General features: G+C 66.3%; 12 protein-coding genes. 6 read left to right on the top strand and 6 right to left on the bottom strand.

The features are described 5' to 3' along the window. Positions 1-81 precede the first annotated feature (81 nt). Positions 82-909, bottom strand: a complete 828-nt coding sequence (locus tag CHB74_RS04470; protein ID WP_089218411.1) for an ABC transporter permease — start codon at positions 907-909, stop codon at positions 82-84. 62 nt (positions 910-971) lie between these two features. Between CHB74_RS04470 and CHB74_RS04465 the strand changes: the two genes are divergently transcribed. Next, entirely contained in the window at positions 972-1664 is a 693-nt protein-coding gene (locus CHB74_RS04465) for a GcrA family cell cycle regulator (protein WP_089218410.1), read from the top strand. A gap of 96 nt (positions 1665-1760) precedes the next feature. Here the strand turns inward: CHB74_RS04465 and prsR are convergent, their stop codons facing one another. Together prsR and prsK are read right to left on the bottom strand one after the other, a co-directional pair. Next, on the bottom strand, positions 1761-3119 hold the full coding sequence (gene prsR / locus CHB74_RS04460) for a PEP-CTERM-box response regulator transcription factor (RefSeq protein WP_089218527.1): 1359 nt from the start codon (positions 3117-3119) through the stop codon (positions 1761-1763). A 5-nt stretch (positions 3120-3124) separates the two neighbouring features. After that, a complete protein-coding gene (gene prsK, locus CHB74_RS04455) occupies positions 3125-5218 on the bottom strand; it encodes an XrtA/PEP-CTERM system histidine kinase PrsK (RefSeq protein ID WP_089218409.1) in 2094 nt (697 codons plus the stop codon). 309 nt (positions 5219-5527) lie between these two features. Between prsK and CHB74_RS04450 the strand changes: the two genes are divergently transcribed. Both CHB74_RS04450 and CHB74_RS04445 read left to right on the top strand, forming a co-directional pair. Beyond that, positions 5528-6613, top strand: coding sequence for a mannose-1-phosphate guanylyltransferase/mannose-6-phosphate isomerase (locus CHB74_RS04450; protein ID WP_089218408.1), 1086 nt, complete (start codon positions 5528-5530; stop codon positions 6611-6613). Positions 6614-6674: 61 nt separating this feature from the next. Continuing rightward, entirely contained in the window at positions 6675-6956 is a 282-nt protein-coding gene (locus CHB74_RS04445) for an osmoprotectant transporter permease (RefSeq protein ID WP_089218407.1), read from the top strand. Between the two features lie 22 nt (positions 6957-6978). Here the strand turns inward: CHB74_RS04445 and CHB74_RS04440 are convergent, their stop codons facing one another. Beyond that, entirely contained in the window at positions 6979-8367 is a 1389-nt protein-coding gene (locus CHB74_RS04440; protein WP_089218406.1) for a helix-turn-helix domain-containing protein, read from the bottom strand. A gap of 248 nt (positions 8368-8615) precedes the next feature. On the opposite strand from CHB74_RS04440, the gene CHB74_RS21910 reads away from it, so the two are divergent. After that, positions 8616-8768 (top strand): hypothetical protein, encoded by a 153-nt coding sequence (locus CHB74_RS21910; protein WP_179220716.1) that lies wholly within the window; start codon positions 8616-8618, stop codon positions 8766-8768. Positions 8769-8937: 169 nt separating this feature from the next. Continuing rightward, positions 8938-10068 (top strand): hypothetical protein, encoded by a 1131-nt coding sequence (locus CHB74_RS04435; protein ID WP_089218405.1) that lies wholly within the window; start codon positions 8938-8940, stop codon positions 10066-10068. A 29-nt stretch (positions 10069-10097) separates the two neighbouring features. Here CHB74_RS04435 and CHB74_RS04430 read toward each other — a convergent pair whose 3' ends face one another. Next, positions 10098-10529: an HIT family protein gene (locus CHB74_RS04430; protein WP_089218526.1), complete on the bottom strand. Its 432-nt coding sequence runs from the start codon at positions 10527-10529 to the stop codon at positions 10098-10100. Continuing rightward, on the bottom strand, positions 10526-11587 hold the full coding sequence (locus CHB74_RS04425) for a CDP-alcohol phosphatidyltransferase family protein (protein WP_425442237.1): 1062 nt from the start codon (positions 11585-11587) through the stop codon (positions 10526-10528). Before CHB74_RS04425 ends, CHB74_RS04430 begins: the two co-directional genes overlap by 4 nt. 181 nt (positions 11588-11768) lie before the next feature. Here CHB74_RS04425 and CHB74_RS04420 point away from each other — a divergent pair, with 181 nt between their 5' ends. After that, entirely contained in the window at positions 11769-13112 is a 1344-nt protein-coding gene (locus tag CHB74_RS04420; RefSeq protein WP_179220715.1) for a lipopolysaccharide biosynthesis protein, read from the top strand. The last annotated feature ends 19 nt before the right edge of the window (positions 13113-13131 follow it).

Raw genomic sequence — 13131 nt, 5'->3', positions numbered from 1 at the left:
GCGGCCCTGTCCGGCCGCCTTCATTCGAAATGGGCTTTTATCGCCCCGCGCGGGGCGGGACAACCCCCTGCCCGACGAGGCTCAATTCTTGAGCTTCCAGCCCTTCGACAGCAGCACATAGCAGATCGCACAAAGCACGATGTTCACGCCCAACAGCGCCACCGCACCGATCGCGATGGGCGAGTCGGCGATGCCGATGAAGCCGTAGCGGAAGCCCGAAATCACATAGAAGAACGGGTTCGCATGGCTGATCGCCTGAAATGTCGGCGCCAGCGCGTCGACGGCGTAGAAGGTGCCAGACAGCAGCGAGAGCGGCTGGATGACGAAATTGGTGACGGCCGCCGCATGGTCGAACTTTTCCGCCCAGATCGACGTCAGCACGCCCAGGAAGGAGAGCAGCGCCGAACCCATCAGGCCGAACCAGATCACCGCCCAGAAATGCTGGGGGACCACCTCGACACCCGGCCAGAAGCACATGGCCAGCCACACCGTCAGCCCCACCAGAATCGCCCGGGTGATCGCGGCGGCGACGAGCGCGAACAACACCTCACCCGAAGAAAGCGGCGGCATCAGATAATCGACGATGGTGCCCTGGATCTTGCCGACGAGCAGCGAGAAGCTGGAATTGGCGAAGGCATTTTGCATCATGCCCATCACGATCAGGCCCGGCGCGATGAAATTGGCGAAGGGTTCGCCCATCACCTGACGCCCGCCGCCGCCCAATGCGACGGTGAAGATCACCAGAAAAAGCAGCGTCGTGATCGCCGGCGCCCATATCGTCTGGAGCTGGACCTTGAAGAAACGTCGCACCTCCTTCACATAGAGCGCGCGCATTCCTCCCCAGTTGACGAACGGGATCACCGGTACGCCGGGGGTGGCGCGCACCAAGTTTTCGGGCTGGTCGTTCATGGCTCTAGCGCCTATCGACTGCCAAGCCCGCCCGCAAGCGCGGGAAAGCGCAAGGACGACGAATGGCCTGGACGGACGAACGGATCGATCAGCTCAAGCGGCTCTGGGAAGCGGGCAACACCGCAAGCCAGATCGCGGAAGAACTGGGTGGCGTCAGCCGCAACGCGGTGATCGGCAAGGCGCATCGCCTTGGCCTGCAATCGCGCCCGTCGCCCGTGCGCGGCGGCGATAGCAGCAATAGCGATGCTGCGCCCAAGGCCCCCAAGGCGGAAAAGGCGGCGCCCGTCGCCGCGGCGCCACCACCGCCTCCCCCGCCCGCGCCGGCCCCCGCACCTGTCGCCAAGCCCGCGCCGGCAGCCCCGGTTGCCGCCGCCCCCGCACCGACGCCCGCGCCGGCGGCAGGATCTTCGCAGCCGCAGCAGGTGTTCCGTTCGATCGGCCCGGGCGGCTTCCAGCGCCAGTCGCCCGGCGAACAGCAGCCCCCCGCCACGCCCGCGCCGCCGCGCCGCCTGGTTCCGGCCAAGCCGTCGGCCGACATCGCGGGCAAGACGTCGCTGCTCGATCTGAACGACAAGATCTGCAAGTGGCCGATCGGGCATCCGGGCGAACCGGATTTCCATTTCTGCGGCTCGCCGATCAACCCGGGCTTCCCTTATTGCCTGGATCATTGTTCGGTCGCCTATCAGGCGCAGTTGCCGCGTCGCGACCGTCGCCCGCCGCCGCCCATGCCTTATGGCGGCCCGCGCGTCCGCTGACGCGCGTCTCCCGCGAGATGCCGGCAAAGGCCGGCATCTCGTGCGGTAATCCAGCACACAATCGCGGCCCCGGCTTTCGCCGAATGATGTGAGTGGTCAGGCCTGCAGGTCGTACTGCTTGAACAGGTCGTAAAGCGTCGGCCGGCTGATCCCCAGCAATTTGGCCGCGTTGGAGATATTGCCTTCGGTGCGGGCCAGCGCCTGCCGGATGGCGCGACGATCCGCCATTTCGCGCGCGGCCTTCAAATTGATCAGCTCCGCGCCCTCGCTGCTCAGGTCGAGATCGAGGTCGGCGGCTGTCACCAGCTTGCCCTCGGCCATGATCACCGCACGCTTCAGGCGGTTTTCCAGCTCGCGGACATTGCCCGGCCATGCCCAGTCGTTGATCGCAGCCAGCGCATCGGGCGCAAAGCCCTTCACCGCCGGGTTCATCTCCTTGGCGAAGCGCGTCAGGAAATGCTTGCCGAGCAGGGTCGCGTCACCATGGCGTTCGGCCAAAGTGGGGATGCGGACCACGATTTCGGCCAGCCGGTAATAGAGATCCTCGCGGAAGCTGCCGGCGGCGATCATCGCCTCCAGATCCTGGTGCGTCGCGCAGACGATGCGCGTGTCGACCGGAATGGCGCGGCGGCTGCCGATGCGTTCGATCACGCGTTCCTGCAGGAAGCGCAGCAGCTTCACCTGCAGCGGCAGCGGAATATCGCCCACTTCGTCCAGGAACAGCGTGCCGCCTTCGGCCAGCTCGATCTTGCCTTCGGTGGTCTTCACCGCGCCGGTGAAGGCGCCCTTTTCATAGCCGAACAGCTCGGCTTCGAGCAGGTTTTCCGGGATCGCCGCGCAGTTGATCGCGACGAACGCGCCCTTGGCCCGCCCGCTGGCATTGTGCAGCCCGCGCGCCAGCAATTCCTTGCCGGTGCCGCTCGCGCCCAGCAACATCACCGAAACATTGGCATTGGCCACGCGCTCGATCGTGCGGGCGACCTTCAGCATTTCCGGCGCGGCGGTAACGATGCTGCCCAGCACCGTCTCGCCACCCGAACCGGCGGCCGCCAGCCGGGCATTTTCCGCCTCGATGGCGTGCAGGTGGAATGCCCGCGCGACGATCAGGCCCAGCGTGTCGATATCGACGGGCTTCTGGTAGAAATCATAGGCGCCGGACGCGATCGCCCGCAGCGCGCTTTCACGCGCGCCATGGCCCGACGCCACGATCACCTTGGTATCGGGCTTGAGCCGCAGGATCTCCTCCAGCGTCGCAAAGCCCTCGGTCACGCCGTCGGGATCGGGCGGCAGGCCGAGATCGAGCGTCACGACGGCAGGCTCGGTTGCGCGCAAAGCGTCGATCGCGCCGACACGGTCGCTGGCGACGATCACGTCATAATCCTCATAGGCCCAGCGGAGCTGCCGCTGCAGGCCTTCATCGTCCTCGACGATCAGGAGGCGGGGTTTTTCGGTCATCTGGCTCATGATGGGGTCAACGCATTAACGAATCGCTCAGCATCCGCCGTGATCTGGGTCACTGGCAGGATGATCGAAAAGCGGGTGCCCGCGCCCTCGCGGCTTTCCACCTCCAGCCGCCCGCCCATCGCCGCGATCAGGCTGCGCGCCTCGAACGCGCCGATGCCGAAGCCGCCCGGCTTGGTGGAAGCGAAGGGCCGATAGAGCCGGTTGCGGATGAATTCGGCGGACATGCCCTCCCCACGATCGACGATGGAGATCACGGCCTCCAGCCCGCGCCGCTCGACATGCAGCCACACGGCTTCCCCCGGCGGGCTGACATCGATGGCATTTTGCACAAGATGCCCGATCGCCTGTTCCAGCCGGGGCGGATCGGCCGACGCGATGACATCGGTGCCGCCATCGACGCGCACCGGGTGCAGCTTGTTGCGCGCCGCCGCGACGGTATCGGCGATGGCTTTCAGCACGACCGGGCGGGGCTCGGCCGGGCGGCCGGTATTGTGTTGCGACAGGCGGGCGAGGAGATCGTTCATCTTCGCGGTCGAGCTGTGCAGGGTCGCGATCATGTCCGCCCGGAAATCCGGGTTGTCGGCGTGGCGCTCGGCATTGCGGGTCAGCAGGCTGAGCTGGCTGACCAGATTCTTGATGTCGTGCATGATGAAGGCGAAGCGCCGGTTGAATTCGTCAAACCGGCGGGATTCATTGAGCGCCTCCTGTCCGCGCGCTTCTGCCAGATAGCTCGCCACCTGCCGGCCGGCGACGCGCAGCAGATCGAAATCCTCCCAGTCGAGGCCACGATCGACGCGCGGTCGCGCCAGCAGAACGAGGCCGACCAACTGGTCATAGTGGATCAGCGGCACGCCGGCCCAGGCGCGCTGTTCGGCGACGATCCACCCCGGCGTGGTATCGGCGCCGATCTCATCCTCGTCGCGGCGCACGGCATCGAATTCGAGAATGCGGCCCGTGGCTTCCACAAGGCGCACGAAGGCGGCGTCGGCGGCGACCGTGGGCACGTCCGCCAGCGGCCAGTTCCACTGGGCAGAAAGCATCAGCCCGCCGCTGCCATCGGGTGTCAAAAGCAAGCCGCCCTGCGATTCCATGATGTCGGCGATCGCCTGGATCACGCGCACGTCGAGCGGATCGGCGCCCTCGTCCGGCCGGCCGATCGTGTCGGTGAACCGCATCCATTCCACGCGATAATCATAACGATGCTGGAACAGGTGCTTGGCCACCTTCACCTTCAGCCAGGCCCGGATACGGCCGACCGGCAGAAAGGCGAGCGCGGCGACGGACATGCCGAAAACCACCGTCACCTGCGCGACCTGCGTGTAATCGCCGCCGATCAGTTCGATCGCGCGGGCAACGATCACCATCGCGATCAGGTAGAAACCGATCGCCATCAGCGACAGCGACTGGAAGGTCACGGTGCGCGATATCCGCATCCGCCAGCGCGTGTTGCGCCGGCTCGCCAGGCCGAAAAGCGGGGTCAGCAGCACCATGATGATGCCGCGCCCGGCATAGAGCGCGATCGGCCAGCTATGGCCCAGATAGGCGACGGTGTAGAGGTTGAGATCATAGACCCACATCGACGCGAGCGCGATCATCGGCAGCCGGATGCCCCAGCGCGCATCCGGCGTGGCGGCGGTGTAGAGATTGTGGACCAGCACCAGCGCGCCCACCGCAAAGGTCATGCGCAGCAGCAGGATCGCGAAGAACAGTGCCTCCAGCCCGCGCCGGTCGCCCGGCGCGGCATAGCTGGCGACGACATCGACAAGGATCTGTCCGAGGCCGACCACCGCCAGCACCGAATAAAGCGCGACGATCGTCGATCGGGTCGAGCTTCCCGTCCCCTGCCGCAGCAGCCCGAACATGAAGCCCAGCCAGGCCAGGTTGCGCCCGGTTTCGCCGATCCGGCCGGGCAGCGATCCGGGGCCGGCCAGCATCACCGTCACCGCCCAGGCAGCCGTCATCGCGAACGCCAGCGCCAGCGTCCTGCGCTGCATGCCGCCCTTGGGCCGCTGCACCTGCCACAGCGCCAGCGCGGCGAACAGGATAGCCGCCAGCGCGTGGCTCCAGACGCCTATCGCGTCACTATTCACTACCTGCCCCCCCGAGCGGCCCTGCCCCTATCTGGAACAGCCGGGACAATAACGAAAAGCGCACGAAATGCCCGCTTTATCGCAGCATGAGGCCACGAAAACGGCAAAGCGCTTGCAATCACGGCATTGTTCATGTCCGTCCGCCCCGCCAAACCGTAAAAATCTTCGACATTCATAGTGTCGCCGATATTTACAAAAATTTTCTGAAACCATGGCGTAGATCACGGATTTTAAGGATGATCCGATCATTGTGAGATGGCATCACAGCATGGCGATCGGATGCAGGACAGCGCCGCCCCAAGGAGGATCATGGACACGCCCGGGACCAAGATAACGCCCGTCATCCTCTCCGGCGGCGCGGGCACGCGGCTTTGGCCGATGTCGCGCACGATGCGCCCCAAGCAATTGCTCAGCCTGACCGACGATCGTTCGATGCTGCAATTGACGGCGGCACGGACGAGCGACGCAGCGCATTTCAGCCCGCCGCTGGTGGTGGCAAACGCTGCCCATGCGGACGAGATCGAACGACAACTTGTCAATATCGGCGCGCCGGCCGACGCGCTGATCCTCGAACCCACCGGGCGCAACACTGCCCCGGCGATCGCGCTTGCCGCGCTGGCCGTCCCGCCGGAAACCATCCTGCTGGTGATGCCGAGCGACCATGTGATCGCCGACGTCGCGGCATTCCACCGCGCCGTCACCACGGCGCTCCCGCTCGTCGAACAGGGCTGGATGGCGACGTTCGGCATCGCGCCCGACGCGCCAGAAACCGGCTATGGCTATATCCGCGAAGGGGCCGAGATCGCGCCGGGCGCCCACAAGGTCGATCGCTTCGTCGAAAAGCCCGATCTTGCGACCGCGCAAAGCTATCTCGCCGATGGCCGCTATGTCTGGAACGGTGGCATCTTCATGTTCCGCGCGGGCGCCTATCTCGCCGCGCTCAGGCGTTTCGCGCCGGATATCGCGTCCGCAACCGGGGCCGCCATGGCGGCGGCGGACCGCGACGGCGCGCGCATCCATCCGGACAAGATCGCCTTCACCGCCTCCCCCGCCGATTCGATCGACTATGCCGTGATGGAAAAGGCCGATCAGGTCGCCGTCGTGCCCGTCGAAATGGGCTGGTCCGATGTCGGCAGCTGGGATGCGCTGCACGCCATCACCGGCCCGGACGATGCCGGCAACTGCCATCAGGGCGAGGTGATCGCGCTCGACACCAACAATTGCCTGATCCGCAGCGACGGACCGCTGGTCGCCGCCGTTGGCGTCAGCGATCTGATCGTGGTGGCGACCGGCGATGCCGTGCTCGTCCTGCCGCGCGGTGCCAGCCAGGATGTGCGCCGGATCGTCGATGAACTGAAGCGGCTGCGCCATTCCACGCTCGATCAGGTGCGCTGACCCACCCGACAAGCCTGCGCTGCCGGTTTGCGAATGTGCGTCGGAATGCTACCCTCCGGCCATGGCTTTCTGGTTGCTCTTCGCATTCGATGCGGTGTTGGCGGCCGTGCTGCTGCTCATCCTCGCCATCGGCCTTGGCGATCGATCGGGGGCGGGCGCGAATATCGGGCCGTGGATCACCCTGATTGTCGCGGCGCTTGCTGCGCTGGGCGTCGCCTTGTGGTTCAAGCGGCGCCACAGCGAAACGGCGGCGACACTCACCGTCCTTATCCCCGCCTTGCCCGGCCTGCTCTATCTCGGCTTCGTGCTGATGATGGTGGTGATGCAGCCCAACTGGCGCTGACCGGCCTTAAGCTCCACCGCCCTCAATCGCCGCCAAAGGTGAAGGGCGTCAATCCGCGCTCCCGATCGTTGAGCAGCAGGACGCGGCCCATCGGCGGCTCGGCCCGCTGCGGGCAATCGGCGCGCATGCAGCGGCGGCAACCCAGCCCCACCGGCATGCCCTCGCCCTCCAGATCCATCCCCCGCGCATGGTGCAGCACCGCCGCATTCTGCGCGGCGAGCCCCAGGCCGATCGCGAATTCGGCGCGGATGCCGTTCGGCGATCGCACCTGCGACTGCACCGTGCGCGACAATGTGAACCAGCGGCTGCCATCCTCCAGCACCACCAATTGCCGCACGATTTCGCCCGGCCGGTCGAAGGCGTGGTGGACGCGCCACAGCGGGCACCGCCCCGCCGCCGTGGCGAGCGGCGATGCCGAAGCGCCGGCATAGCGTTTCGATGCCTGCCCGGCCCGATCCACGCGCACCATGAAGAAGGGCAATCCGCGTGCGCCCACGCGCTGCAACGTCGTCAGCCGGTGCGCCACCATCTCGAAACCGGCATTGAAGCGGCGCTGCAACAGTTCCAGATCATAGCCGGTCGCCTCGCACGCGCGCAGGAACCGGCCATAAGGCATCATCAGCGCCGCCGCGAAATAGGAGGTGACGGTGCGCCGGAACAGTCGCTCCGCCGTGCGCTCGCCAAAGGCCGCCCCCGCCACCAATGCCTCGATCTCACCCCGCGCCTCGATCTGCGCCAGCTGAAACGCCGCCTGAAAGGTTCGCGATGCGGGGTCGAGCATTTCGGAAAGCTGGATCTGGCGGGCGTGATAATCCAGGCGCCGCAGCCGATCGGGCATCGCGTCCACGGGCAGGATGCGGATGGCCAGCTGGTGCTTCACCCGCAGCCGTTCGGCGATCGCGCCATAGAGATCGGCATTGCCCAGCCGCAATTCGTCGGCCAGCGCCTCGGCCGCAGCATCGAGATCGGGATAATGGTTGCGCCATCGCTCGGTTTCCCGGCGCACCGCCGCGATCGCGCCATCCTCGTCGGAGACGGGCGTGGCCGCTCCGTCGCGCAAGCGATCGAACGCGCGGGCGAAGGCCTCCGCGCCGCCCGGCGCCGCCGCCAGCCATTCCTCCACTTCCGCGCGATCGACACCGATGTCGGCGAACAGGGGATCGGCCAGCCGCCGCCGGATCGCATCCGCCCCGCCCCCCGGCTCATCGGCCGCGAGCAGACGCGGATCCATGTCGAAACGCTCGCCGAGCTTCAGCATCAGCGCCGCCGTCAGCGGCCGCTGGTTGCGCTCGATCAGGTTCAGATAGCTGGCGGAAATGTCGAGCGCCTCGGCCATCGCCGCCTGCGTCAGCCCCGTGCCCCGGCGCAGCCGGCGCACCGCATGCCCGGCGAAAATCTTCCTTTCGGCCATGCAAGCACCGCCCCTGCTAGTAAATATCCATACAACATTACTTCAAACTGTAACGCGCTGTCCACGCCATCACACGATAATCCACGCCCTCTCCATCGCCATCCGCCGGCATTGTCGGCAAATCACAGGCAAGGACAGCGCATCGCGGTTCTCTGGGCTTGTAAGAAAACAACAATCGCGGAACCCGCAACGGCCGCGATCACCGACACCGCCCGCCGCCGCATGATGCCAATGGAAGGAGACGAACGATGACCGAACCGACCCGCGCCCGCCCCGTCTTCTCGACGGAGGACTTCCAGCTCCTGAAGCAGGCCGTGCACCATTATCTGCGCGAAATTCAGGACAAGCCGGAATCGTCCAAATACAGCAATCTCTATCACCGCCTCGGCCGCTTCGGCTGAGCGCTTCCCTGAGCTTTTCCTGGGGAGGAGAAGGCGCCCGCCGGGTCATCCCGGCGGGTGTTCCCTTGCCGGCAGCGTCACGGCGGGCGCCCACACCGCGAGCCCGCCGACATATTGAATTCCGGTCGGTTCCGCAGCACAATCCCCCGCAACGCAAGAGGAGCGCGCGATGATCGGCCTTCTGCTTCTTCTCCAGGTGCAATCCGCCGACATCATCGTCACCGGGCCACGCCTTGTCGAGGCGCAGGCCGAATGCGCGGCCGGCGGCTGCACGCCGCTTCGCGATGCACAGGCGTCGATCGCGCTGGCCGAAGCCCAGTTCCGCGATGGCCGATATGTCGACGCCAAGAAGTTGCTGGCCAGCGCCATCACGCGTAATCGCGACCATGCGGCGGAAGCGCCACGCGCCGTGGCCGCGCTTTACGAAGCCTATGCCACGGTCACGCTGCACGAAGGCGATCAGGACGAATATCGCCGCGCGGTACGCCATCAGGTCGATACGTTGCGGGACAATCTGCCCGCCGGCGATCCATCGGTGATCGCCGCAACGACGGCGATGGGCGACATGTGGGTCAAGCTAGGCAACGGGCGGCAGGCGGCGGCCATCTATCGCTCGCTCGAAAAGGACGCACTCGATGCCGGACAGCAGCGCGCCGCTATGCTTGCCGGGATGAAGGTCGTCTGGCTGGCGACGGCGCGGAGCAACAAGAGCGAGGCGCTGCGCAAGCTCGATCAACTGGAAAAACGCCCGCTCGCGGCCGATCCCGGTTTCAGGATCGCACTGCGCGTATTGCGTCTGAGGCTGGCGGCCCTGGACGCGGATGATGCATCCGTGACCGCGCTGATCGGCGAACTGGGGAGGAGCGGCGACGCAAAACCCCTGCTGGTCTCAGCCCCGCCTTATGATCTGGACGCCGTTATCGCCGCCAATTCCGCCGCACGGCGATTTGGCGGGCCCGATGTCGTTCCGATGGGCCTAGGCAGCACCAGCTCGATCCAGTGGGCCGATATCGGCTTCTGGATTCGCCCTGACGGTCGCACGGCGGAGGTGGAAATCCTGCGCGGTTCGCGATCGCTGGGCTGGGCCCAACCCGCGCTCGATCAGATCGGCGCGCGCCGGTACACGGCGAGCAGCGCGGCGGACGCGGAGACATCCCCGCTCGGCAGCTACCGCGTCGAGCGTTTCACCCGGAAATACAAATATATCATGCAGTCGGGGCAGCTGGTGTACCGGCGCACCGCCATCGGGGGATTCGAGGTGATCGACCTTACCGATGCGCCCGCCGCTCCGCCCAGCTGACAGCGGTCCCGGCGATCATCGGCAGGTGGTTAGCGCCGCCAATGGCCTTTCAACCAACCGGCCAGCCCGCGCAGCTGATCGGCATCGGGCGTCACCGCCTCCCCCAGCGCGGGCACCTTGGGCCAGCCGGCATCGGCGATCGTCAGCCCTTCAGCCGAGCGCTGGCCCGCATAGCGCGGAATGACGTGATAATGCACATGAGGATCCATCATCATCAGCATGAGATAATTTATCTTTTCGTAATCCACCGCGCGCTTCAGCGCCGCTTCGATATCGGCCGTCACCGTGCCCAGCTCCGCATAAGCGGCGGCGGGCAGCGATCCGAAGGCCCGCGCCTCGCCCCTCGCGGCAAGGATCAGGCTGCCAAGCGTGGGTTGATCGGGGCGGAGCAGCACCACCCAATGCTTATAGTCGGCGATCAGAGTGGCGGGATAGCCGAAGCGCAGGATGGTATCGTTCATGCCAGCCACGAGCGTATCTCCCGTCCGTTCGCCCGCGCAAGCATCGCCTGGACGAGCTGGACGACATGAACGACGAATGAGATCACCGTCCACCACGCAACCGCGATCAGGCCCAGATCAGGCCGCTGGAACAGCATCGACACGAACAGGATCACCATGTTCGGGTTGCGGCGCGCGGTGATCAGCCGGAAATCCGAATCGACCTTGCGCCAGACATGGATGTGCATGCCGAAGCGGCGGATGAATTCGCCCTCCACCACGCGCTGCAGCACATAGACCCCGACGATCACCGCCAGCAGCATCCACAACAGGCCGGGCGCGAGCGGCAGGCCATAAGCCGCCAAGCCGACGCCCCAGGCCCACCACCAGAAGGGCGGATGCACCAGATCGATGCCATGATCGAAGACATTGCCCCACCAGGATGAGGTGATCGTGCAGCGGGCCAGTTTGCCGTCCACCGTGTCGAGCACCATGAACACCAGCCCCATCGCCATGCCGAGCCAGTAATGGCCGTGCCAGAAGGCGAAGGTGGCGGCCACGCACAGCGCGGCGCCCAGCGCCGTCACCATGTTGGGCGTCATGCCGATCCGCGCGGCGATCCGCGTCAGCACCAGCGCCCATTCCGGCCACAGATATTTGGTCAATATGTCGGTCACGCCCTTATAGGCGCCGAAATAGCTGGCCCGTTCCGCCGCCTTCACCGTGCCCGGCGTCAGCGGCATCGCAAAGGGGGTTTCGCGCTTGCGCAGCTCCGCATTGACGATGCTGGCACCGTCTTCATAGGCGACGACATCGAGCGCGCCCGTATCGGCAAGCGGCCGGCCACCGGCCATGGCCGCCGCGATACGCTCCCGCTCGGCCGCGTCGCGGCCATGGCCGATCACGGGAACGCCGCCGATCGTTAGCACCGCACCCGGGTTTGCCGCGTGATGCTTCAGCCATGGCGGATCGAACACGAAGCTGCGATTGACCAGCAGCGCCGGCGCGTCAGCCAGGGCATCGCCGAAAGGCAGCTTCGCCTTGTCGGCCATGCGGCGCGTGCGCTCGTCGATGCTCATCCCCCAGATACGGGTAGCGTTTTCGCCGACGAGGACGACCGTCGGAAGAATGTCGGGCAAGGCCGGGATCCTGTTCGAACGATGGGAACCGGCCCTAGATAGTCCATCCATTCGGCGGCGCAACATTGTCGCATCTTGTGCTTCGCATGTGACGCGGATTTGCTTTATGGCGCGGCAATCGATGTCGACCCCCGCCCCCCTTCGCCACGGCTCGCTGCGCGCCATCCTGCTCAACACCGGCTGGATGCTGGGCGGCAAGGGTTTCGGCGCGGTGCTGAGCCTCGTCTATCTCGCCATCGTCACCCGTTCGCTCGGGCTTGACGGCTTCGGCCAGTTCGCGCTGGCGCTGGGCGCGGGCCAGGCGGCGGCGACCTTCGTTTCGTTCCAGAGCTGGCAGATCATCGTCCGCTACGGCATGCCCTATATGCACGACGGGCGGAACGACGCGCTCGCCCGTCTCGTCCGCTTCGCCATCACGCTCGATGTCGCCGCCGTCATCGTCGGCGTGCTGCTGATGATGGCTGGCACGCTGCTGCTCGCCGGTCATTTCGGCTGGACGCGCGAATTCGCCTGGCAGGCGATCGGCACCAGCGCGGTGATCGTATTGTCGACGCACTGGACGCCAACCGGCGTGCTGCGCCTGCACGATCGCTTCGCCGATGCCACCTTCGCCGAAGCCGTCACCCCGTCCACCCGCTGCATCGGCGCCATCATCGTCTGGCTCACCGGGCCAAGCGTGATCGCCTATCTGGCGGTCTGGGCGGTGGCCGAGGCGCTGACCGCCATGGCCTATTGGTATGCCGCACATCGCGTGCAGCCCTTCCGCTGGCCGCGCGCGACGATGCGGCAGATCGTGGCGGAAAATCCCGGCATCGTCCGCTATGCGATGACGACCAATCTCACCTCGATGCTCGGTCTGGGCAGCAAGGAAGTGGCGGTGCTGATCATCGGCCTCGTCATCACGCCCGCCGCCGCCGGCAGCTACCGCTTCGCCCAACAGCTCGCCCAGGGCCTCGCCAAGCTGTCGCAGCTGCTCGGCCGCGCAATCTTCCCCGAACTGGTGCGCAGCCACACCACCGCCGGCACCGAGGCGTTCGATGCGCTGCTCAGGCGGACTCTCCGGATGACGGCGATCGGCGGCGGCATCGTCTTCATCCTGCTGATCACCATCGGCAAGCCCGCCATCGGGCTGATCGCGGGGCGCGAATTTCTCGCCGCTTATCCCATCCTGCTCGCGCTCGGCACGGCGGCGGCGGTGGATTTCGCCGCCGTCGGCTTCGAACCGGCGCTCGTTGCCATGGGCCGCGCAGGCCTTGCGCTCCGTGTCAGGATCATCTCGACAGTGATCCTCGTCGCGTTGCTCGCCGTGCTTCCGCATTATTTCGGCGTCATCGGCGCAGGCATCGCCGTGCTTTGCGCGTCGATCATCACCTTCGTCCTGATGTGGCGCACGCTGATCGGCCAGCGGCGGCGATCCGAGACGAATGCGGGACCGGTCGAGTCCCCCGCGCCGCAGGATCGATAGCCCCGCGCGGCTTCGACGG

The organism is Edaphosphingomonas laterariae, assembly GCF_900188165.1.
GTDB classification, from domain to species: Bacteria; Pseudomonadota; Alphaproteobacteria; order Sphingomonadales; family Sphingomonadaceae; genus Sphingomonas_E; species Sphingomonas_E laterariae.
The sequence above is the reverse complement of the archived record's forward strand: the minus strand, read 5'-3'. Positions and strand labels throughout refer to the sequence as shown.